This window comes from Streptomyces sp. NPDC028991 (genome assembly GCF_055564775.1).
The window spans coordinates 236354-258115 of the sequence record NZ_JBVHVP010000007.1; the positions used below are offsets into that span (position 1 = coordinate 236354).

The following is a 21762-nucleotide window of genomic DNA, read 5'->3' on the forward strand; positions in this document are numbered from 1 at the left end:
GTCGGCCACAAGGCACCGTCTCCTGGAGCCGGCCTGATCCAAACGACACCCCCTAGATCCCGTTCGCCCGCGCCTTCTCGTACACCTCGGCGGCGATGTCCTTCAGCTCCTCGGCGTCCCGGGCCGTGCTCTGGAAGTCGAGGAGGATCTCGTCCAGGCCGATCTCGGCGTGTGCGGCGAGGTCCTCGACGATCTGGCCGGCGTCGCCGTGGAAGGGGCTTCGGCCGGAGGTCTCCAGGGGCGCCGTCCGGTGGCGGACGTTGGCCCGCAGCACCGTCCGGATCGGCTCCGTACGACCGCGCTCGGCGGCCAGGTCCCGCAGTACCCGCCACTGCTCGGCCACGGCCTCGGCGCCGATGGCGTTGGGCAGCCAGCCGTCGGCGTGGTCGACCAGCCGGCGCCGGGCCCGGCCGCTGCCCGCCGCCAGCAGGACCGGGATCGGCCGGGCGGGCTTGGGGCCGACGACGGCGGACGCGATCTTGGTGACCTCGCCGTCGTACACCACCGGGTCCGGGCCCCAGACCGCGCGGCACACCTCGATCAGCTCGTCCAGGGCCCGGCCGCGCTCGGCGAACGGCCGCACGGACGCCGCCGCGTACTCGTCGTGCGACCAGCCGGTCCCGAAGCCCGCGACCACCCGGCCGCCGCTGGCCGCGTCCAGCGAGGCCAGTGCCTTGGCCAGTTGGAACGGGACGTGCAGCGGCGCGACCAGGACACTGGAGCCCAGCTCCGCCCGTTCGGTGGCCGCGGCGGCGAGGGCCAGGGTGATCAGCGGCTCCGCCACGCCGCGGTACTCGTCCGGCCAGGGCAGGCCCTCGATGCCGTACAGCCCCTGCGTGGCGGGCTCGGGGAACAGGGCCCGTTCGAAGACCCAGAGGCTGTCGTAGCCCATCCGTTCCGCCGCGCGGGCCACGTCGGGGACGTCCTTGCCGAGGTCGTACTGCCGCATCTGGGGGAGGCCGAGACCGAGCCGGGTCGTCATACCTGGGTGCTCCTTCGCAGTCGGGACGCGATGTTGCCCAAGGCCTCAACGTACAGCGGTCGCCGGGCGGTTACCGGAGCGCTCACCGCGAATTCCGGCCGTGTCAGTCCGGCAGCGGGGTGAGCAGCATGCGGCCCGCGAAGCCCACCGCCGCGTCCAGCCGCTCGGTGAACTCCCCGGCGACGTCGGGCAGCCGGCGCAGCGCCCACAGCGCGCGGGCCGCCGTCCAGGTGGCGTCGCGGGCGCGCTCCAGGCTCCAGGCGCCGAGCAGGTGGGTCAGCGGGTCCGCGATTTGCAGGAGATCGGGGCCGGGCATCAGCTCGTCGCGGATGCGCTCCTCCAGCGACACGAGGAGGTCGCCCACCCGGTCGAACTCGTCCTCCAGCTCGACGGGGTCGCAGCCGAGCGTACGACAGGTGTCCACCACGGCCAGCGCCAGATCGTGACCGATGTGCGCGTTGATGCCCGCCAGCGCGAACTGCAGCGGCCGTACGCCGGGATGGCGGCGGAACTGGAACAGGGGCCGCCAGCACGCGGGCGGCCGGTGCCCGTCCTCCAGGGCGTCCACGGCGGCCAGGTAACGCTCCGCGAACCGTACGTCCAGCGCGATCGCGGCCCGGGCGTCCGTGAAGCGACCGGTGTCGATGTGCCGGTCGACCGCCTCGGTGACGGTCAGGTAGACGCGGTTGAAGACGGCCACCCCGTCCCGGGCGGGCAGCGTCGTGTCGAGGGCGCGCATCCGGGAGAGGACCGTGTCCACCGTCCGGACGGCCGCCGGGACTTGTTCGCAGTGCGCCATGGCGGCAGGGTCGCAGCTTTAGGCTGGCGGGAGTGCCGGCGGGCCCGGCGCTTCCCCAGAACGGGGGAACGCGCCCGCCGTGCGGGGGAGGGGGAACCACACGTGTCAGGCCTTCGTGCCCGGCGCCTGGCCACGCGCAGGGCCGAGCGCAGACGTGCCGCCCGCCGCGGCGCGATGGTCGCGGCGGCGTCCGTCGTGGTCGTGGTGGGCACCGCGACCGGCATGCTGTCCGCGCTCGGTGACGACGGCGGCGGGGTGGACGAGGCCCGGCCGGAGATGACGCGGTCGGCGGGGCCGCAGTCCCTGCCCGTCGTACCGTCCGCCTCGGCGACGCCGTCGGTCTCCGCCTCGCCCTCCGCCTCGGCCCGGAAGACGGGCCCCGGCCCCTCGCCGAAGCCGGGGAAGACGTCCGCGGCGTCCGAGAAGTCGCAGGAGGCCGGGAAGCAGGAGTCCCGGACCTCCCCGGCCTCCACTCGGCTCTACCGGCACCCCCGGTCCCAGGTCCTCGACTGGGTCCGGGCCCACCCCGACGATCCGCGCCGGGACGTCATCCAGTCCCGGATAGCCGACCATCCGGCCGCCGTGTGGTTCGCCGACTACACGCCCGCGACCATCACCTCCCGGGTCCGCGCCGTCACCTCGGGCGGTGCCGCGGCGGGCCGGGTGCCGGTCGTCGTGCCGTACGCGATACCCGACCGCGACTGCGGCGGCCACTCCCAGGGCGGCGCGCCGGACCTCGATGCCTACGACGACTGGATCGACCGCTTCGCCGCCGGGCTCGGCTCGGGCGACGTGATCGTCGTCCTGGAGCCCGACTCGGTGGCCCAGGCGGAGTGCCTGTCGGCCGGTGAGCGCGCCGACCGCTTCGCGTCCCTGGCCCGCGCCGGACGGGTCCTGAAGGACGCCGGCCCGAACGCCCGGGTCTACTTCGACGCGGGGCACTCCGGCTGGCACGCGTCGGCCAGGCAGGCGGGCTGGCTGAAGCAGGCGGGCGCCGCCTCGGCCGCCTCCTCCGACGGCATCTTCAGCAACGTCTCCAACTTCCACGCCACCGCCGACGAGGTGGCCTACGACCGCGCGGTCCTCGACGCCCTCGGTGGCCCCGCGAGCCTGGGTGCCGTCATCGACACCAGCCGCAACGGCAACGGCGCCCCGCCCGACGGCCAGTGGTGCGACCCGGCCGGCCGCACCCTCGGCCGCGCACCGACGCTGAGCACCGGCATGGGGCGCATCGACGCCTACCTGTGGGTCAAGCTGCCGGGGGAGTCGGACGGCTGCGAGGGGAAGCCGGGCACCTTCACGCCGTCCTACGCCTACGACTTGGCACGCTGAGCACCGTCGCCGCCGCCCTCGGTCTTCTCGTCGTACGACGACGTGCCCTCGTCCAGCAGCGGCTGCTGCGTCTTGAGGTGGGCCGGGGCGAAGGCACGCAGCGCGTGGTAGCCGGTGATGACGACCACGGTGCCGAGCGCGATGCCGCTGAGGGAGAAGGTGTCGGTGAACTCCATGCTGACGTTGCCGACGCCGATGATGATGCCGGCGGCGGCCGGCACCAGGTTCAGCGGGTTGCGCAGGTCCACCTCGGCGTTGATCCAGATCTGGGCGCCGAGCAGGCCGATCATGCCGTAGAGGATGACGGTGATGCCGCCCAGCACCCCGCCGGGGATCGCGGCCACGACCGCGCCGAACTTCGGGCAGAGGCCGAACAGGAGCGCGAAGCCCGCGGCGGCCCAGTACGCGGCCGTCGAGTAGACCCGGGTCGCGGCCATCACGCCGATGTTCTCGGAGTACGTCGTGTTGGGCGGGCCGCCGACCGCGGTGGACAGCATCGAGCCGACGCCGTCCGCGGAGATCGCCGTGCCGAGCTTGTCGTCGAGCGGGTCGCCCGTCATCTCGCCGACCGCCTTGACGTGCCCGGCGTTCTCGGCGACCAGCGCGATGACGACCGGCAGGGCGACCAGGATCGCCGACCACTCGAAGCTCGGCCCGTGGAAGGACGGCAGGCCGATCCAGTCGGCCTGGCCCACGGCGGAGAAGTCCAGCCGCCAGTGGTCGGTGAGCTTGCCGCTGCCGTCCACCGAGTGGATCCTGCCGAAGATCCGGTCGAGGGCCCAGGACAGGACGTAGCCGAAGACCAGTCCGAGGAAGATCGCGATCCGGGACCAGAACCCGCGCAGGCAGACCACGGCCAGACCGGTGAACAGCATCACCAGCAGCGCCGTCCACTGGTCCTGCGGCCAGTAGGTGGAGGCGGTGACCGGGGCCAGGTTGAAGCCGATCAGCATCACCACCGCGCCGGTGACGATCGGCGGCATCGCGGCATGGATGATCCGCGCCCCGAACCGCTGCACGGCGAGCCCCACCAGGAACAGCGCGGCACCGACCACCAGGACCGCGCCGGTCACCGTGGCGCTCGTGCCGCCCTGGGCGCGGATCACCGCGGCGACGCCCACGAAGGAGAGCGAGCAGCCGAGGTAGCTGGGCACCCGGCCGCGGGTGGCGAGCAGGAAGATGACGGTCGCCACGCCCGACATCATGATCGCCAGGTTGGGGTCCAGGCCCATCAGGACCGGAGCCACGAAGGACGCCCCGAACATGGCCACCACGTGCTGGGCGCCGAGCCCGGCCGTGCGGGGCCACGAGAGCCGTTCGTCGGGGCGGACCACCGCTCCGGGTGCGGGCGTGCGCCCGTCACCGTGCAGCTTCCAGCGCACGCCGAGGTCCATGGTGAGGTTTCGCTTTCTCTGTACGTGAGGACTGTCCGGACCATTGTCAGGGGTACCGGACGGTCCCATGTGCCGCGCCCCCCGCTGACCAGCACCTTCCCGGCGGCAGCTGCTGAGCGTCCGCTTAGGATGGGGTGGATCCGCCGTACGCGAGTACCTACGTGAGCACAGCCGAGCAAGACCAGGAGCACCGCCCGTGACCGCCGAAGCCCCCGCCGCGCCCGCCCTGACCTACGGCCGGCTCGTCCCCGTGACCGTCCACTTCGACGACCTCGACGCGCTCGGCCTGCTGCACAACGCCCGCTACCCGGTGATGGCCGAGCGGGCCTGGGCCGAGCTGTGGGCCGAGCACGGCTTCCGGTTCGAGGGCGACTGGGCGGCGGCCGGCGACGCCTGCAACGCGGTCAGGGAACTGACGGTCGGCTACGAGGCGCCGGTCACCCGGCCGGGCGCGTACGCCGTGCACCTCTGGCTGGACCGGCTCGGCACCACCGGGCTGACGTACGGCTTCCGGTTCTGCTCGGCGGACGGCGCCGTCACGTACGCCCACGGCACCCGGGTGCTGGTCCGGCTGGACTCCCGGACGCTGCGCCCGGCGCCGTGGAGCGACGCCTTCAGGGCTGCCGGTCGGGCACTCCTGCGCTCGGCGGACTGATCTTCGGGCGGTTCCGGTCCCCGGCGCGCAGCACCCTCGCGAACAGCACCAGGCAGCAGGCCAGCACCGTCACCAGCCCGAAGGACACCACCAGGCTGGTCGCCTGGGCCAGACCGCCGATCGCGCTCGGAGCGACCAGGCCCGAGGTGTACGTGATGGTGGCGACGCCCGCGATGGCCTGGCTCGGGTTGGAGCCCGCGCGGCCGGCCGCGGCGAAGCACAGCGGGACGACCACGGCGATGCCGAGACCCATCAGGGCGAAGCCGGTCATCGCCACCGCCGGATGGCCCCCGAGGACGATGAGCAGACCGCCGAGGGTGGCCAGCACACCGCTCACCCGGACCGTACGCACCGCGCCGAACCGGTCCACCACCTTGTCACCGGCGAGCCGGGCCAGCGCCATGGTGAGCGTGAAGCCCGTCGTGCACGCCGCCGCCAGACCGGCCGACGCCTCCAGCTGATCCCGCAGATACACCGCCGACCAGTCCAGGCTCGCCCCCTCCGCGAACACCGCGCAGAAACCGACCGCGCCGATCAGCAGCGCCGACCTGGGCGGCAGCGCGAACCTCGGCGGCGGGTCCTCGTCCTCGGCGGGCTGGAGGTCCAGCACCCAGGAGCAGGCGACCAGGCCGGCGACCGTCAGCACCGCGGCGGCCAGGACATGGTGCAGCCGGGCGTCCGCGCCCAGGTGGGCGGCGAGCGTGCCGGCCGCCGAACCGATCAGGGCGCCCGCACTCCACATGCCGTGCAGGCCGGACATGATCGACTTGTCCAGCCGGTTCTCGACCTCGACGCCGAGCGCGTTCATCGCCACGTCCGACATGCCCGCCGTGGCGCCGTAGACGAACAGGGCGAGGCACAGGGTGAGCAGGTTCGGGGCGAGGGCCGGCAGGACCAGCGCCAGCGTCCACAGGGCCAGCAGACCGCGCAGCGCGGTGCGGGCGCCGAAGCGGTGGCTGACGCTGCCGGCCAGCGGCATGGCGACCGAGGCGCCGATCGCCGGGAACGCGAGCGCCAGCCCCAACTGGCCCGCGCTCACCCCCGCATGGTCCTGGATCCAGGGCACACGGGTCGCGAACGAGCCGGTGACGGTGCCGTGCACGGCGAAGACGGCCGCCACGGCATAACGGGCGCGCCTCACCTCGTGCCGCTCGTAGACCACTGCGCTCATTCTCGGGGCTCTCCATCGGGTCTGCGCCGCCGCGTCGGCTTCCTGGCGTCACTGCGCCGCGTAAACTATCAGGAACCCTGCCTGATAGATAGGGGATTACCGGCGTGGGCCCCCGCGCCGCCGATCTGGAAGGATCCCGGCATGCCCGCATCCCCGAGCACCGCCCGGGCCATCAACGACCGGCTCGCCCTGCGCCTGCTCCAGCAGGAGGGCCCGTTGACGGCAGGCCAGTTGAAGACACTGACCGGCCTCTCCCGCCCCACCGTGGCCGACCTCGTCGAACGTCTCACCGCCGCCGGCCTCGTGGAGCCGGCGGGGGAGTCGGGCGAGCAGCGCCGGGGGCCGAACGCCAAGCTGTACGGCATCGTCGCCGAGCGCGCCTACCTCGCCGCCCTCGACGTACGCACCGAGGGCGTCGCCGTGCTGGTCTCCGACCTGCTCGGCCGGGTGCGCGCCGAGGCGTCCGTGCCGATCGGCGACGGCACCGGCACCGGGCCCGCGGTGGAGCAGGCGGTGAGCCTGGTCGAGCGGGTGGCGAAGGAGGCCGGGGCCGACCGGCTGCACACCGTCGGCATCGGTGCGCCCGGCCTGATCGACCCGGCCAGCGGCGAACTCCGCGACTCCACCGGCCTGCCCGAGTGGCACCGGCGGCTGATGGCCGCGTTGCAGGAGAGGTTCCCCGAGGCACGGGTCGGCGTCGAGAACGAGACCAACCTCGCCGCCCTGGCCGAGCAACGCGACGGGGCGGCCCGCGACCGGGACACGTTCGTCCTGCTCTGGCTCGGCCTCGGCATCGGCGCCGCGGTCGTCCTCGACGGCACGCTGCGGCGGGGCGTCTCCGGAGGCGCGGGCGAGGTCGGCTTCATGCCGGTGCCCGGTACCTCGGGCCTGCCGTCGGCCACCGACTGCGACGGCGGCTTCCACTCCGTGGCCGGGGCGGCGGCGGTGACCGCCCTCGCGGCGCGGCACGGCGTGACGGCGACGCCCGACGGACCGGAGCCGCACGCCGCCGCGCTGGTACGGGAGGCGGTACGCCGGTCGGGAACGGACCGGGGCCGGTACCCGGACGCCCCGGACCCGGCCGCCGGGCGGTTCCTCGACGCGCTCGCCGACCGGGTCGCCCTCGGTGCCGCCGCCGTCGTCTCCGTCCTGGACCCCGGCTGCCTGGTGCTGGCCGGTGAGGTCGGCCGGGCCGGCGCCGACGCGCTCGCCGCCCGCGTCCAGGACCGTCTCACCCGGATGTCGCCGCTCGCCACCGAGGTCCGGGCGAGCGCTCTGGGCGGCGGCGCCGTACTGCGCGGTGCCCTGCTGACCGCCCGCGACCGCGCCCAGGACGAGCTGTTCGCGCCGCCGGAGCGGTAGCCCGCGGCCGGGGCTGTCGCCCCGGCCGCGGGCAGCCCCAGCCTCCCCCGGTGTCCGCACGGGCCCGGGAGGCGGCCCCAGGCGCGGCACGTGCCGGACACCGGGGGCACTCCTCCGAGGGAGGCACCCCCACAGCGCCGGACCGCGCGTCCGACCCCGGTGCCCGGCGCGGCCCCTCAGTCCACGGAGCGTGGAGCCGGGCCGGCCTGCCGGAACACCGCTTTGTCCGCCGCCAGCCACAACAGTGCCGTCGGCAGCAGCACCGCCGCCCCCAGCAGCGCCATGAACCCCGCACCGCCGGCCGCCGACAGGGGCTCCAGGTGCCGGGCGTGGAAGAGGAGGTGGACGACGGAGGACACCAGGTAGGCCACCAGCGCGGTGATCACCAGCCGCCGTTCCATCGCCGCCACCGCCGAGCACAGCACCACCGCGAGGGCGAGGCTCGCCCCGCCGAAGTCCCGCAGCAGGTGCTCGTTGTAGGGCGGCAGATACGACACCCACCGCCACTTCCAGAACACCTCGGGCAGCAGTGAGATCCACAGTCCCAGCGCCACCTGCGCACCGGCCAGCAGTCCCAGCCCCGCCCGCAGCCACGCCCGTCTGCTCATCCGCGCCGCCCGTCCGTCCCGCCGCCGAGGCGCACCGCGGGGTACTCCTCGAACGTCCTCTCGCCGACCGCCCGCTCGGGGCGCGAGGTGCCCGCCCGTGCGGAACCCCGGGTAAGCCTTCCCGGCGAGCGGCGCCTTCCCCACGTCCGCCGCCCGGTCGCGCGCGCAAAGGCCCGGGCCGGCGGCTCGAAGGCCCGCGCCTCGGTGTTGGGAGACCCGGCGGCGGGCAAGGGCCTTCGTCACCGCCGCCGGGCCGGTCTTGCCGGGGTCAGCAGGCGCCGAGGTCCTGCCAGACGCCCCACTCACCGGTGGTGCCGGGCTCCTCGCCCTTCGTCCACCACTTGGACTTCCACGAGTGCCCCTCGTGGGACACCGTGATGCCGCCGCCGTACGACGCCGTCGCGTCCCAGGCCGGGGCCGTGCACTGCCCGGTGCCGTCCGTCGGGCTCGGACCCGGGCCCGGGGAACCGGTCGCCGTGGGCGTGGGCGTGGGCGTGGGCGTGGGCGTGGGTGTCGGGTTCGGCGTCTCCGTCCCGGGTTCCACGACGGTCGTCCCCCGGGTCAGGTCGCCCGCCAGGGCGTACGTCTTCCCGCCGAAGGAGACCGTCCAGTTCGACGGGGTCGACACGGGCAGGTAGTAGACGAAGTCCACCGTCGTGGACGCGCCCGGCGCCAGCGACTGCCAGGCCGGCAGCTTCAGCGAGACGCGGTGGTAGTCGCCCTTCAGGCCGCCCGTGTTGCCGCCCGTGTGGTCGCTGCGGATCACCGAAGTGCCCCAGCCGGACTGGTCCTTGGCATTGCCGGGCGCGGAGGTGGAGTAGTCGAACCGGAACTCCGTACCGCCCGGCAGCGCCGTCCTGGTGTTGTTGGTGATCTTCAGCTTGGGACTGATCGGGTAGTTGGAGTCACCGAGCGGGAACTCGCCGAACTCCACGTCGACGTCCAGTGCCTCGGCCGGCATGTCGATCGTGGCGCGCTCGGCACCGTAGGGGGAGGCCGACTTGAAGGTGTCGTACATCGTGTCCGTCAGCGTCGAGCCCGGCACGTACTGCCCCTTGCCCGCGTCCCACGCGTAGTCGCCCGCGAGCTCCCACACCATCGTGCCGCCGATGCCGCGGTCGGCCACGTAGTCGGCCTTGGCCTCGACCGACTGCTCGTCCTCGGTGGACAGGAAGACCTTCTTCTCGGCGTTCCACAGCCAGGGCGCGACCAGCGTGGCGTCGTACTTGCGGGCGTAGGTGCCGGTCAGCTTCGTGTCGGCCGGGAAGCCGTAGTCGGTGACGTAGTCGCCGACGACGCCCTTCTCCAGGTTCTTGGCGTGCCACATCGGGTTGGATCCCGCGGGCGACTCCTCGCCGTCGGTGTCCAGGTCGTGCCACAGGTTGTCGATGCCGACCGCGCCGTCGCCGCACTTGGTCAGGCCGGAGCCGGCCGGGCAGTCCGTGGAGGGTGCCTTGCCCCAGAGCCCGTCGGTGCCGCCGGTGACGTTCTTGAAGCCGCGCGTGTAGTACGGCAGACCGATGTTGATGCGGCCGGCCGGCATCGAGCCGCGGAAGTAGTGGTAGGCCCAGTCGGTGTTGAGGTAGCCGATGCCGCCGTACTGGGAGGTGGTGTACACGCCCGCGGCGGCGAGTTCGGAATCCTTGCCGTCGTCGAACAGGGAGGCGTTCGGGCCGACGTGCTCGTTCCAGGCGCCGTGCAGGTCGTACGACATGATGTTGACGTAGTCGAGGTACTTCTGGACCTGGAAGGTCTCCATGCCGCGCAGCAGGTATCCGGAAGAGGGCGCGGCGACCGAGAGGAGGTAGTGCCTGCCGTCCGCGGCGCCCGCGCGGTCGAGCTTCTCACGCAGCGTCTTCATCAGCGCCGCATAGCCCTCGACCAGCCCGGCGCGGCGGCCGTTGGCGAAGGACCAGTCGAGCGGATTGCCCGCGTCCTTCATCGTCGTCGGGTACTCGTAGTCGATGTCGACGCCGTTGAAGCCGTACTTCCGGACGAAGTCGACCGCCGAGTCCGCGAAGGTCTCGATGCCGGCCCGGTTGACCGAGCCGTCGGCGTTGGTGGCCATCGAGTAGAAGCCGCCCGAGTCCACGCGGGTGCCGTCGTCCGCGAAGTAGCCGCCCGTCTCGGCCCAGCCGCCCACCGAGATCATCGTCTTGACGTCCGGGTGCTGCTTCTTGAACTTGTTCAGCTGATTGAAGTGGCCCTTGTAGGGGAGGTCCGGGTCCATCCCGGCGCCCTCGACCCCCGGCCACGTCATGCCGGTCGCCGGGTTCTTCGCGGTGTCCGGGCCGACGGAGAGCCTGTTGCCGCCGTCGACGTGTGCGAAGGCGTAGTTGATGTGGGTGATCTTGTCCCACGGGATGTCGGAGGCGAGATAGGCGGGCTTGCCGTCCTTGCCGGTGCGCCAGCCGGTGAAGTAGCCGATCACGCGGCGCGGGTGGTCGGCACCCATCTTCTCCCGGCCCGCGGAGTCGTAGACCGAGCAGTAGGGAACGTCGACGCCGGGAGTCCGGTAGAGGCCGTCGGGGCGGCAGCTCTCCTGGCCGGCGGCTTGCGACGCGGTTGCCGGGAGGCCGGCGAGCAGCAGGCCGGCGACGGCGGCGGCCGCCGCGAGCAGGGCCGGCCCCCCTCTGTGGCGGGATCTGGAGCGTGACGGGGAAGGCACAGTCGGTTCCTCTCCACGGAAGTTGCGCAGACCCTAAAGAGGACTAGACCAGTGAGTCAATAGGTATGGACCAATCTCAAGGCGGGGCCCAGGCGGCCCAGTTGGAGGCGGCCGCGGCGCACTCGATCTCCCGGGAAGCGTTCTGTGAGCCACTCCACACGCACTGTCCGCATGGATGGCGATCAGGCGTGGCACACTGATCGTGTACCAGAAGCAGCGCACTCCGGGGTCGGTGAAAGTCCGAACCGGCGGTTACAGTCCGCGACCCGGTCGCCTCCAGCGACCGGTTGACCAGGTGAAATTCCTGGACCGACGGTTAAAGTCCGGATGGGAGGCAGTGCGCGGCGGGCGAGCACATGTGCGCGCCGCCGATTTCTGGGCTCGCCCGTTGCCGGGCGGGTCCCGTCCGGCGTCGCTCCCGGTGTCCTCGCTCGCGATCTCTGTCGTTCCTCGGCAGCCCCGGAGTCCGTGCCCGAAGAGGCAGGAGGACCCGGGAAGTGTTCACCGGAATCGTCGAAGAGCTGGGCGAGGTCACCGCCGTCGAGATCCTCGACGACGCCTGTCGCTTCCGCCTGCGTGGCCCCGTCGTCACCGAAGGCGCACGGCACGGCGACTCCATCGCCGTCAACGGCGTCTGCCTCACGGTCGTCGACCACGAGGGCGACGAGTTCACCGCGGATGTGATGGCCGAGACCCTGAACCGCTCCAGCCTGGGCGTTCTCGCCGTCGGCTCACGCGTCAACCTGGAGCGCCCCACCGCCGTCGGCGCCCGCCTCGGCGGGCACATCGTGCAGGGCCACGTCGACGGCACGGGCGAGATCCTGGAGCGCAAGCCCTCCGAGCACTGGGAGCTCGTGAAGATCTCCCTGCCCGCGGACCTCACCCGCTACGTCGTGGAGAAGGGCTCCATCACCGTCGATGGCATCAGCCTCACCGTCGTCGACGCCGGCCCCGACTTCTTCACCGTCAGCCTCATCCCCACCACCCTCGCCCTGACCACGCTCGGCCTCAAGCAGCCCGGCGACCCGGTCAACCTCGAGGTCGACGTCATCGCCAAGTACGTCGAGCGGCTGCTCGGAGCCCAGGGGGGCACCCGGTGAACTGGCTCAACTCCGAGGCGTTCACGCTCTTCGACCAGCACATCAAGTGGTCGGACATGATCGGCAACGTGATCGGTCTGCTCGGCCTCGCGCTCGGCTGGCGGCGCTCGATATGGACCTGGCCCGTGCAGTTCGCCTCCGGCCTCATCCTCTTCACGGCCTTCGCCACGGCCCACCTCTCCGGCAGCGCGGGCAAGCAGATCGTCGTCATGGTCGTCGCCGCCTGGGGCTTTTGGCAGTGGAACCGCGGCCGGCGACAGACCCAGGACGGAACCATCGCCGTCCGGTTCGCCACCGGCCTCGAACGGGTCCTTCTGGTGGGCGCCGCAGTCGTGGGAACCCTCGCGGTGGGAGGGCTGTTCACCCTCTATCCCTCGCTGTCCTGGGACCCCTGGCCGGACGCGTACATCTTCGTCGGCACCATCGTCGCCATGTACGCCCAAGCGCGCGGCATGGTCGAGTTCTGGTTCGCCTGGCTCCTGGTCGACCTGGTCGGCGTCCCGCTGAACTTCGCCAACGGCTTCGCCTTCTCCGGCTTCGTCTACGTCATCTACGGCGCGCTGGTCCTGTGGGGCCTGCGCGACTGGTGGCTGCGCTCCCGCACCGCGGCGCGGCCCGTCCCGGAAGGAGCGCCCGCATGAGCACGGCACCCATTCTCTACAGCACCGAAGGCCTCGACGACCTCACGCTCGACCCCGTCGAGCAGGCCGTCGCGGACATCGCCGCCGGCCGCCCGGTCGTGGTCGTCGACGACGAGAACCGCGAGAACGAGGGCGACCTCGTCATCGCCGCGGAGAAGGCGACCGAGGAGATCGTCGCCTTCATGATGACCGAGTGCCGCGGTCTGATCTGCGCCCCCATGGAGGGCGACGAACTCGACCGGCTCCGCCTGCCGCAGATGGTCGACGACAACACCGAGTCGATGAAGACCGCCTTCACCGTCTCCGTGGACGCCACCGCCGAGCACGGCGTGAGCACCGGCATCTCGGCCGCCGACCGCGCCACCACCCTCCAGCTCCTGGCGAGCGGCACCGCCGAGCCGGCCGACCTGGTCCGCCCGGGCCACATCTTCCCGCTGCGCGCCCGCTCCGGCGGTGTCCTCGTCCGCAACGGCCACACCGAGGCCGCCGTCGACCTCGCCCGCCTCGCGGGCCTGCGCCCGGCCGGCGCCATCGTCGAGATCGCCGGCGAGGACGGGCGCATGCTGCGGCTGCCCGAGCTGATCCCGTTCGCCCGCAAGCACGGCCTGACGATCATCTCCATCGAGGACCTCATCGCCTACCGCCGCGACGAGGAGCCCACCGTCCGCCGTGAGGCCGAGGTCCGGCTGCCCACCCGGCACGGCGAGTTCACGGCGTACGGCTACCGCTCCACCGTCGACGGCGTCGAGCACGTCGCCCTCGTGCACGGCGAGATCGGCGACGGCGCGGACGTCCTGGTCCGCATCCACTCCGAGTGCCTCACCGGCGACGTCTTCGGCTCCCAGCGCTGCGACTGCGGACCCCAGCTGGACGCCTCGCTGGACCGCATCCAGGCCGAGGGCCGGGGAGTGGTCGTCTACCTGCGCGGCCACGAGGGACGCGGCATCGGCCTGATGTCCAAGCTGCGCGCCTACGAGCTCCAGGAGCGCGGCCGGGACACCCTCGACGCCAACCTGGAACTCGGCCTGCCCGCCGACGCCCGCGACTACGGCGCAGGCGCGCAGATCCTGACCGACCTCGGCGTGCGCGCCGTGCGCCTGATGACCAACAATCCGGACAAGAGCGACGCCCTCGAACGGCACGGCATCGAGGTCACCGGCCGCGAGCCGATGCCCGTCCAGGCCGGCGAGCACAACCTCCGCTACCTGCGCACCAAGCGGGACCGGATGGGACACGACCTGCCCTGGCTGGACACGACGCCCGTGTCCACCTGCGGAAACCAGTAAGCCCGGTAAGTAAGAATTCCAGGAGAGACATGAGCGGCAAGGGTGCACCGGAGCTGTCCGTACGCAATGTGGGGGACCTGCGGGTCGCCGTCGTCGCGGCACAGTGGCACGACAAGGTGATGGACGGACTGGTGGACGGCGCCCTGCGCGCCCTGCACGAGCTGGGCATCGACGAGCCGACCCTGCTCAGGGTCCCCGGCAGCTTCGAGCTCCCGGTGGTCGCCAAGGTCCTCGCGGGCCGCGGCTACGACGCGATCGTCGCCCTCGGCGTCGTCATCCGCGGCGGCACCCCTCACTTCGACTACGTGTGCCAGGGCGTGACCCAGGGCCTCGTCCAGGTCTCCGTGGAGACCGGCGTCCCCATCGGCTTCGGCGTCCTCACCTGCGACACCGAGGAGCAGGCCCTGGACCGGGCCGGCATCGAGGGCTCCAACGAGGACAAGGGGCACGAGGCGGTGACCGCGGCCGTCGCCACGGCGGCCACGCTCCGCTCAGTATCCGAACCGTGGCGCTAGGCCGGACGGCACTACGCGTAAAGTGGGCGCCACCATGTCCAAGAAGACTTTCGAGGAGCTCTTCACCGAGCTCCAGCACAAGGCCGCGAACGGCGACCCCACCACCTCCCGCACCGCCGAACTGGTGGACAAGGGCGTCCATGCCATCGGCAAGAAGGTCGTCGAGGAGGCCGCCGAGGTCTGGATGGCCGCCGAGTACGAGGGCAAGGAGGCGGCGGCCGAGGAGATCTCCCAGCTGCTGTACCACGTCCAGGTGATGATGGTCGCCCGCGGGATCTCCCTGGACGACGTCTACGCCCACCTGTAAAGCCGCACCCCCCTTTTTTTCTTCACCCCTTCACACAAAGGAAGCCGACCTCATGCTGCGCATCGCCGTCCCCAACAAGGGTTCCCTGTCAGGCCCCGCGGGCGACATGCTGCATGAGGCCGGCTACCAGCAGCGCCGCGAGTCCAAGGAACTGCGGATCGTCGACCCGGTCAACGAGGTCGAGTTCTTCTACCTCCGCCCCCGCGACATCGCGATCTACGTCTCCTCCGGCAAGCTCGACATCGGCATCACCGGCCGCGACCTGCTGATCGACTCCGGCGCCGACGCCGAGGAGATCCTCCCGCTCGGCTTCGCCCGCTCCACCTTCCGCTTCGCCGGCAAGCCGGGCGCCGCGAACGGCATCGAGGACCTCAAGGGCCGGACCGTCGCCACCTCCTACGAGGGCATCGTCGCTGCGCACCTGGCGGACCAGGGCGTCGACGCCTCCGTCGTCCACCTCGACGGCGCCGTCGAGACCGCCATCGAGCTCGGTGTCGCCGAGGTCATCGCGGACGTCGTCGAGACCGGGACCTCCCTGCGCAACGCGGGCCTGGAGGTCTTCGGCGACCCCATCATGAAGTCCGAGGCCATCGTGATCCGCCGCTCCGGCGCGGAGCCCGACGAGACCACCGAACCCAAGGTGCAGCAGTTCCTGCGCCGCCTCCAGGGCGTCCTGGTGGCCCGGACGTACGTGATGATGGACTACGACTGCCGCGTGGAGCAGCTGGAGAAGGCCGTGGCGCTCACCCCCGGCCTGGAGTCCCCGACCATCTCCCCGCTGCACAACGAGGGCTGGGTCGCCGTCCGTGCCATGGTCCCGGCCAAGGAGGCCCAGCGGATCATGGACGACCTGTACGGGATCGGTGCCCGGGCCATCCTGACCACGGCCATCCACGCCTGCCGTCTCTGAGCGCGACCCGGAGCGACGCCATGCCCGACACCACGCCCCCCACCACGCCGGGCCTGCCCGAACTGCCCGTGACCTTCCGGCCGGGGCGCACCCGGGCGGTCCTGACCGTCCTCGCCGTCGGCACGTTCGTGACCGTCACGGCGGTCGGGATGCTGCTGGACGGCCTCGGTACGGGGGAGCGGCTCAGCTTCGCGCTGACGGCGCTCCTCCTCGCCGGGGTCCTGTTCCTGCTGGCCCGGCCCCGGGTCACCGCCGACGAGGCGGGCGTCACCGTCGTCAACCTGACCGCCAGGCGACGCCTCGCCTGGGCCGAGATCCTCCGGGTCAACCTCCGCCAGGGCGACCCGTGGGCCTTCCTCGACCTCAGCGACGGCACCAGCCTGCCCGCACTCGGTATCCAGCCGGGCATCGCCCGGCAGCGCGCCATCCAGGACGCGCGTGCCCTGCGCGCTCTCGTCGAGGCCCGTTCCACCGCCGCCCCCGAGGCTCCGCGCGGCTGACGCGGGAGCGGCGACCCTGCCGCGGGCACCCTTTTCGTGATTAATCTGGGAACGACGACGCGGCCGTCGCGTCCTCACCCCTGTCGCTCCGCCCGGTGCGCGGGGGTTCCTGCTACCCGAGGAGTGACTCCCCCCGGCGATGGACGGATCGTCCTGCAGTACCTGCGCCGCCCCCTGCTGTGACTCCCCACAGGCGGCGGCATCATGACCACCACCCCGCTGCTGCTCCTGGCAGCCGCGTTCCTGCTGATCCTCGCCAACGGCTTCTTCGTCGCCGCCGAGTTCGGCCTGGTGACCGTCGAACGCCCCGACGCCGAGCAGGCGGCCGCCGACGGTGACCGACGTGCCCGCCGGGTCGTCGAGTCCCTGAAGGAGCTGTCATTCCAGCTCTCCGGCACCCAGCTCGGCATCACCATCACCTCCCTCGTCGTCGGCATGCTCGCCGAACCGGCGCTCGCCCGACTGCTGGACGGCCCCTTCACGGCGACCGGCCTCCCCGACGGCGCCGTCCCCGGCGTCTGCGTCGTCGTCGGCATGCTGCTGGCCTCGGCGGTGCAGATGGTGATCGGCGAGCTGGTGCCCAAGAACTGGGCGGTGTCCAAGCCACTCCAGGTCGCGCGCTTCGTCGCGGGTCCGCAGCACGCGTTCGCCCGGCTCTTCCATCCGGTGATCGCCGCGCTGAACGCCGTGGCCAACCGCCTGGTCCGCGCGCTCGGCATCGAACCCACCGAAGAGCTGGCCTCCGCCCGCACCCCCGGCGAACTGGTCTCCCTGGCCCGGCACTCGGCCCGGGCCGGCGCCCTGGAACAGGACACCGCCGACCTCTTCGTACGGACCCTGTCGCTGGGCGGGCTGACCGCGCAGCACGTCATGACCCCGCGCGTGAAGGTCAGCGCCCTGCACTCCTCGGCCACCGCCGAGGACGTCGTCAACCTGACCCGGGCCACCGGCCTGTCCCGCTTCCCCGTCTACCGGGAGAAGATCGACGAGATCGTCGGCATGGTCCACCTCAAGGACGCCCTCGCGGTCCCCGCGCCCGACCGGCTGCGCACCCCCGCCGGCCGCATCGCCCGCCCGGCGCTGCTCGTCCCCGAGACCCTGCCCGTACGGCCCCTGCTCACCCGGCTGCGCAGCGAGCAGCCCATCGCGGTCGTCGTCGACGAGTACGGCGGCACGGCCGGCGTCGTCACCCTGGAGGACATCGTCGAGGAGCTCGTCGGCGAGGTCCGCGACGAGCACGACGGCCTGGACGTGCCCGAACTCGCCCCCGCCCCGCCCGAGGACGGCCGGCCCGCCTGGGACGTGGACGGCAGCTGCCGCGTCGACGCCCTGCGGCGCATCGGCCTCGACGCGCCCGAGGGACCGTACGAGACCGTGGCCGGTCTCGTCGCCGACCGGCTCGGCCGGATCCCGGCCGTCGGGGACCGGACGGAACTCCCCGGCTGGCGCCTCTGCGTCCGCCAGGTCGGCCACTACCGCGCCGAACGCATACGGCTGGTGCGGACGGCACCGGTCTCCGTGCTGGAGGCCGCCCGGTGAGCGCGCTGCAACTCCTCTTCGCCGCGCTGCTCGTGCTCGCCAACGGCTTCTTCGTCGGCGCCGAGTTCGCCCTCGTCTCCGTCCGCCGCAGTCAGATCGAGCCGCTCGGCACGGCGCGCGCCCGCCAGGTGCTGTACGGCCTGGAGCGGCTGCCGCAGATGATGGCCGCGGCCCAGTTCGGCATCACGGTCTGCTCCCTCACCCTCGGCGCGGTCGCCGAGCCGACGGTCGCCCACCTGCTGGAGCCGGTCTTCGAGTGGATCCACCTGCCGCACGGCGTGATCCACCCGCTCGGCTATGTCATCGCGCTGGCCGCCGTGGTCTTCTGCCACCTCGTCATCGGCGAGATGGTCCCGAAGAACCTCGCGATGGCCGCCCCGGAGAAGGCCGCGCTGTGGCTGAGCCCCGGCCTGGTCGCCTTCGCCCGCCTGTGCCGGCCGATCACCGCCGCCCTCGGGGCCTGCGCCCAGGGCATCCTGCGGCTCTTCCGCGTCGAGCCCAAGGACGAGGTGGAGGCCGTCTTCACCAGCGAGCAGCTCAACCGGCTGGTCGGGGACGCCGGCCAGGCGGGCCTGCTCGACCCGGAGGAGCAGGAACGCCTGGAGGACGCCCTGGAACTGGGCTCCCGCCCGGTCACCGACGTGCTCCTCGCACGCGAGTGCCTGATCACGGTCAGCCCGTCCGTCACGCCGGCCGAGATCGTCGGACTCACCGCCCGCACCGGTTACTCGCGCTTCCCGGTCGCGGCGGAGAAGGGCGCCTTCATGGGGTACCTCCACGTCAAGGACGTCCTCGACCTGGTCCTGGACTCCGACGACTCCGACCGGGCCGTCCCACAGCACCTCTGGCGTCCGATGACCACCCTCCGCCCCGAACTGCCCCTTGACGACGCCCTCACCGTGATGCGCCGCGCGGCAACCCACCTGGCCCAGGTGACGGACGCCTCGGGGCGGGCCCTGGGCCTGGTCGCGCTGGAGGACGTACTGGAGCTACTGGTCGGGGAGGTCAGAGACCCGGCCCACCGCGAGGTGACGCTGGCGACATAGGCGCCGGACCGCGCCTCACAACGCCGACGGATCCTGCGGCCCCCGGCCCGACAGCACCTCCCCGTAGGCCTGCATCAGATCCGGCAGCCGCAACGTCGCCAGATCGTCGCGAGTCAACGACCCCGGGTACACGGACAACCGCAGATCCCGGTACGCACAACTCTTCTCGTACAGCGTCCGCAGGAACCGTCCGTTCCCCAACTCGTCGATCCACCCCTGGTCCACCACGTGCCCGGCGATCGACCGCAACTCGTCCAGCGCCTCCTCGTCCCACACGTCCCCGTTCTCGGCCGCGAGGACCTCACCGATCGAGGTGAGCTCCAGCGGCCGGTACGACGGGAAGTCGACCCGCGTGGTGAAGCGCGAGGACAGCCCCGGGTTGGCCGTCAGCAGCCGGTCCATGCCCTCGGGATAGCCGGCCAGGATCACCACCAGGTGGTCCCGGTTGTCCTCGGCCCGCTTCAGCAGCACCTGCAGCGCCTCGTCGCCGTACGCGTCGCCCTTGCCGTAACCGGAGTTGGACAGGGAGTACGCCTCGTCGACGAAGAGGACGCCGCCGAGCGCGGAGTCGATCAGTTCATTGGCCTTCACGGCGGTCTGGCCGAGGTACTCGCCGACGAGGTCGGCCCGCTGCGCCTCCACCAGGTGGTCGCCGCCGAGCAGGCCGAGGGCGTAGAAGACGCGCCCCAGGATGCGGGCCACGGTGGTCTTGCCGGTGCCGGAGGGGCCGGAGAAGACGAAGTGCCGTTTGGGTGGCTGGACCGGCAGGCCCTGCCCGGCCCGCAGCCGCGCCATGTTCAGCTGCGCGGAGAGGGCCTTCACCTGACGCTTCACCGGCTCCAGCCCCACCATGCGCTCCAGCTCGGCGAGCGCCTCCTCCAGTAACGCGGGGTCGGTGGGCCCGGTGGGCAGGGAGGGGTCCGGTCCGCCGGCCTTCTCGCGCACGGACGGACCGCCCAGCGAGGGGAGCGGGGCGGCCGGGGAGGGCTCGGGTACGGAGAGTTTGACGTCGCGCTCCTCGGTGCCGAAAAGGGGGTCGAGCCCGTCGAGGCCCTCCGGTCCCAGACCGGCCCCCGCGAGCCCCGCGAGGTCGGTGGAGTCGTCGTAGCCGTCGCCTTCGGCGATCGCGGCCAGCCGGGCCGAGGTGTCCATGAACGCCGGGTCGACGCGGTGGACGGCCCGGTACAGGGGCAGCGCCGCGGCACTGCGGCCCGTGCCCTCGTGGGCCCGCGCCAGCCAGTAGCGCAGTTCCTTGCGCTGCGGCTGCTCGCTGCGGCACCGCATGAGGGCAGCCGACAGCAGCGGCTCGGCCTGCCCGTACATCTCCAGGCGCACCCGGGCCATCCCGCTGAAGAGGCCGGCCTCGATGCCCAGCAGGGGGTCGCCGAGCAGTGGGTCGGTGTGCCGGACGAGTTGTTCCCAGTCCTTGACGAGGTAGGCGCGGCAGGCGTGCAGGAAGCGGACCTGGGGGTCGGTGTCCACGGGCGGCAGCCCGGCCAGGGCCCGGTCCAGTTCCGGGACGTGGCGGCCGTCGAGCCAGTGTGAGGCGTGCGCCAGCAGCAGGTCGCGGGGGTTCTCCAGTACGGGCTGCACCCACCAGCCCAGCCAGTACCAGGAGTTGAGCGTGCGACGGTGGCGGGCGCGCTGCTCGCCGAAGCGCTCCCGGTGCCGGAACATCCTGAGGAGTGCGCTGGTGGTGTCGACGCGCAGCGCGTGCAGTCCCAGCCAGCCGTCGGCCATCGTGGGGTCGATGCGCACCGCTGTCCGGAACTCCTCCTCCGCCTGCGGATAGGCCCCCATGGTGTAGGCGTCCACGCCGCGCAGCCAGGCGAGGTCGGCCGGGGCCTGTGCGCCCTGCGTGCCGAAGTCCATCCCGTCCCCCACGTACCGTGCCCCCGTCGGTATGCCGCCGAGCCGTGGCCCGCCGACCGCCTCGGCCAACGGCTGTACCGCGGGCCGGAGTTGCAAGGTGCGCGCGGCAACCGCCCGTAGGTCGCACCGGGGGCATCGTACCCGCGGCGGTCTCCCCTTTCGAAGGGTGCCGGGGCAGGCCGTTGCACGAGGCGGGAGCAGACGGGGAGCGTGCCGGACGGTGACCGAGGGTGAGTACTCGGCGCCCCGGAGCAGCCGCAAATCGCGCTCAGGGCAGAACGAAGCCCCCGATCACGGGGGAACAACCGGGGGCTTCGCGTCTGCCGACGGCCCCTGAGGGCCGCACATTCAGAACGTAAGACCTGTACGGCCCCCGGGTCAAGCGGAGTTGAGGCACTCCGGCCGGCGGTCAGGCGGCGATCTTCACGTGTTCACCACATTGCCTACCGGCCATCACTCTGCGTGAGGAAATAGGCCAGGGAGGTGGTTCCCTCGGGTCCCGGAAATACCTCGTACCCCTTCTCCCTCTGCCGCACCAGAAGGTGCGCGAAGGGGCGCGAAGGATCGTCGGTGAAGTGCCGGCGCTCCGCCGGGATCCAACCGTCCCAGAACGTCCGCTGCTCCGCTCCGTCGCGCGCCCGCCCACGCGTCCACGCCTCCTCGCGCGGCAGTTCCATCCAGAGCAGGTGGGCCAGGTGCGGACGCAGCGCTTCACGGCCGGCCCCCACGCCCTCCACCAGGACCACCGGGTCCGGCGGCAGCGCGCGGGCCGCGCCGAAGGTCCGCGCCCGCCAGTCGTAGGGGGCGTAGTGCGCGGTTTCGCCGCGCCGCAGCGGCTCGATCACCTGGCTCAGCAGCCGCCCGGTCCAGTCGAACAGTTCGTCGTGACTGGCGATGTCGTCGAGGTGCAGTACCGGCACACCGCCCAGCTCGGCGGCCAACCGCCCGGCGAACGTGGACTTTCCGGAGCCGGCGTGCCCGTCGACGCCGATCAGGCGCACGGGCCCGCAGGAGGGGGGAAGCCGGCGGAGCCGGGCTGCGAGGTCGTGGATGGCGGATCCCGGGCGGCGCGAAG

General features: G+C 72.4%; 20 protein-coding genes and 1 riboswitch. Of the genes, 12 read left to right on the top strand and 8 right to left on the bottom strand.

The window, feature by feature from the left end; all coding sequences use genetic code 11:
- Positions 1-52: 52 nt before the first annotated feature.
- Complete coding sequence (locus ACZ4V1_RS17670) at positions 53-982, bottom strand: LLM class F420-dependent oxidoreductase (protein WP_468336260.1); 930 nt, start codon at positions 980-982, stop codon at positions 53-55.
- Positions 983-1085: 103 nt separating this feature from the next.
- Positions 1086-1781 (bottom strand): DUF5995 family protein, encoded by a 696-nt coding sequence (locus ACZ4V1_RS17675; protein WP_468336263.1) that lies wholly within the window; start codon positions 1779-1781, stop codon positions 1086-1088.
- 174 nt (positions 1782-1955) lie between these two features.
- On the opposite strand from ACZ4V1_RS17675, the gene ACZ4V1_RS17680 reads away from it, so the two are divergent.
- Positions 1956-3113, top strand: coding sequence for a glycoside hydrolase family 6 protein (locus tag ACZ4V1_RS17680; protein WP_468336486.1), 1158 nt, complete (start codon positions 1956-1958; stop codon positions 3111-3113).
- Here ACZ4V1_RS17680 and ACZ4V1_RS17685 read toward each other — a convergent pair.
- Entirely contained in the window at positions 3095-4507 is a 1413-nt protein-coding gene (locus ACZ4V1_RS17685) for a uracil-xanthine permease family protein (protein WP_468336265.1), read from the bottom strand. The two genes, ACZ4V1_RS17680 and ACZ4V1_RS17685, sit on opposite strands and share 19 nt — an antisense overlap.
- A 196-nt stretch (positions 4508-4703) precedes the next feature.
- Here ACZ4V1_RS17685 and ACZ4V1_RS17690 point away from each other — a divergent pair, with 196 nt between their 5' ends.
- The gene (locus ACZ4V1_RS17690) at positions 4704-5162 is read left to right on the top strand and encodes an acyl-CoA thioesterase (RefSeq protein ID WP_468336268.1); all 459 of its coding nucleotides are present in this window, start codon (positions 4704-4706) and stop codon (positions 5160-5162) included.
- Here ACZ4V1_RS17690 and ACZ4V1_RS17695 read toward each other — a convergent pair.
- On the bottom strand, positions 5122-6333 hold the full coding sequence (locus tag ACZ4V1_RS17695; RefSeq protein WP_468336271.1) for an MFS transporter: 1212 nt from the start codon (positions 6331-6333) through the stop codon (positions 5122-5124). The genes ACZ4V1_RS17690 and ACZ4V1_RS17695 overlap by 41 nt on opposite strands.
- Positions 6334-6474: 141 nt before the next feature.
- Between ACZ4V1_RS17695 and ACZ4V1_RS17700 the strand changes: the two genes are divergently transcribed.
- Positions 6475-7695, top strand: a complete 1221-nt coding sequence (locus tag ACZ4V1_RS17700; protein WP_468336273.1) for an ROK family transcriptional regulator — start codon at positions 6475-6477, stop codon at positions 7693-7695.
- Between the two features lie 176 nt (positions 7696-7871).
- Here the strand turns inward: ACZ4V1_RS17700 and ACZ4V1_RS17705 are convergent, their stop codons facing one another.
- Together ACZ4V1_RS17705 and ACZ4V1_RS17710 are read right to left on the bottom strand one after the other, a co-directional pair.
- A complete protein-coding gene (locus ACZ4V1_RS17705; protein ID WP_468336275.1) occupies positions 7872-8303 on the bottom strand; it encodes a hypothetical protein in 432 nt (143 codons plus the stop codon).
- A 268-nt stretch (positions 8304-8571) separates the two neighbouring features.
- Entirely contained in the window at positions 8572-10971 is a 2400-nt protein-coding gene (locus tag ACZ4V1_RS17710; RefSeq protein WP_468336278.1) for a chitinase C-terminal domain-containing protein, read from the bottom strand.
- Positions 10972-11185: 214 nt separating this feature from the next.
- Positions 11186-11316: riboswitch (FMN riboswitch) on the top strand.
- 152 nt (positions 11317-11468) lie between these two features.
- On the opposite strand from ACZ4V1_RS17710, the gene ACZ4V1_RS17715 reads away from it, so the two are divergent.
- The 9 genes from ACZ4V1_RS17715 to ACZ4V1_RS17755 all read left to right on the top strand — a co-directional run bounded on the left by ACZ4V1_RS17715 (position 11469) and on the right by ACZ4V1_RS17755 (position 18815).
- Positions 11469-12071 (top strand): riboflavin synthase, encoded by a 603-nt coding sequence (locus ACZ4V1_RS17715; RefSeq protein ID WP_468336281.1) that lies wholly within the window; start codon positions 11469-11471, stop codon positions 12069-12071.
- A complete protein-coding gene (locus ACZ4V1_RS17720) occupies positions 12068-12712 on the top strand; it encodes a nicotinamide mononucleotide transporter family protein (protein ID WP_468336284.1) in 645 nt (214 codons plus the stop codon). The genes ACZ4V1_RS17715 and ACZ4V1_RS17720 overlap by 4 nt, the downstream gene beginning before the upstream one ends.
- Positions 12709-13998 (top strand): bifunctional 3,4-dihydroxy-2-butanone-4-phosphate synthase/GTP cyclohydrolase II, encoded by a 1290-nt coding sequence (locus ACZ4V1_RS17725; RefSeq protein WP_468336287.1) that lies wholly within the window; start codon positions 12709-12711, stop codon positions 13996-13998. Before ACZ4V1_RS17720 ends, ACZ4V1_RS17725 begins: the two co-directional genes overlap by 4 nt.
- A 29-nt stretch (positions 13999-14027) precedes the next feature.
- Positions 14028-14513, top strand: coding sequence for a 6,7-dimethyl-8-ribityllumazine synthase (ribH, locus tag ACZ4V1_RS17730; protein ID WP_404179279.1), 486 nt, complete (start codon positions 14028-14030; stop codon positions 14511-14513).
- Positions 14514-14547: 34 nt separating this feature from the next.
- Positions 14548-14820: a phosphoribosyl-ATP diphosphatase gene (locus ACZ4V1_RS17735; RefSeq protein WP_205039161.1), complete on the top strand. Its 273-nt coding sequence runs from the start codon at positions 14548-14550 to the stop codon at positions 14818-14820.
- Between the two features lie 52 nt (positions 14821-14872).
- Positions 14873-15730: an ATP phosphoribosyltransferase gene (gene hisG, locus ACZ4V1_RS17740; RefSeq protein ID WP_468336292.1), complete on the top strand. Its 858-nt coding sequence runs from the start codon at positions 14873-14875 to the stop codon at positions 15728-15730.
- Positions 15731-15750: 20 nt separating this feature from the next.
- A complete protein-coding gene (locus ACZ4V1_RS17745) occupies positions 15751-16230 on the top strand; it encodes a PH domain-containing protein (protein ID WP_468336295.1) in 480 nt (159 codons plus the stop codon).
- Between the two features lie 204 nt (positions 16231-16434).
- On the top strand, positions 16435-17769 hold the full coding sequence (locus tag ACZ4V1_RS17750) for a hemolysin family protein (protein ID WP_468336298.1): 1335 nt from the start codon (positions 16435-16437) through the stop codon (positions 17767-17769).
- Positions 17766-18815: a hemolysin family protein gene (locus ACZ4V1_RS17755; protein WP_468336301.1), complete on the top strand. Its 1050-nt coding sequence runs from the start codon at positions 17766-17768 to the stop codon at positions 18813-18815. The genes ACZ4V1_RS17750 and ACZ4V1_RS17755 overlap by 4 nt, the downstream gene beginning before the upstream one ends.
- Before the next feature lie 15 nt (positions 18816-18830).
- On the opposite strand, the gene ACZ4V1_RS17760 is transcribed toward ACZ4V1_RS17755, so the two are convergent.
- Together ACZ4V1_RS17760 and ACZ4V1_RS17765 are read right to left on the bottom strand one after the other, a co-directional pair.
- Positions 18831-20687: an AAA family ATPase gene (locus ACZ4V1_RS17760; RefSeq protein WP_468336304.1), complete on the bottom strand. Its 1857-nt coding sequence runs from the start codon at positions 20685-20687 to the stop codon at positions 18831-18833.
- A gap of 443 nt (positions 20688-21130) precedes the next feature.
- Positions 21131-21739: a uridine kinase family protein gene (locus tag ACZ4V1_RS17765; RefSeq protein WP_468336489.1), complete on the bottom strand. Its 609-nt coding sequence runs from the start codon at positions 21737-21739 to the stop codon at positions 21131-21133.
- Between the last annotated feature and the right edge of the window lie 23 nt (positions 21740-21762).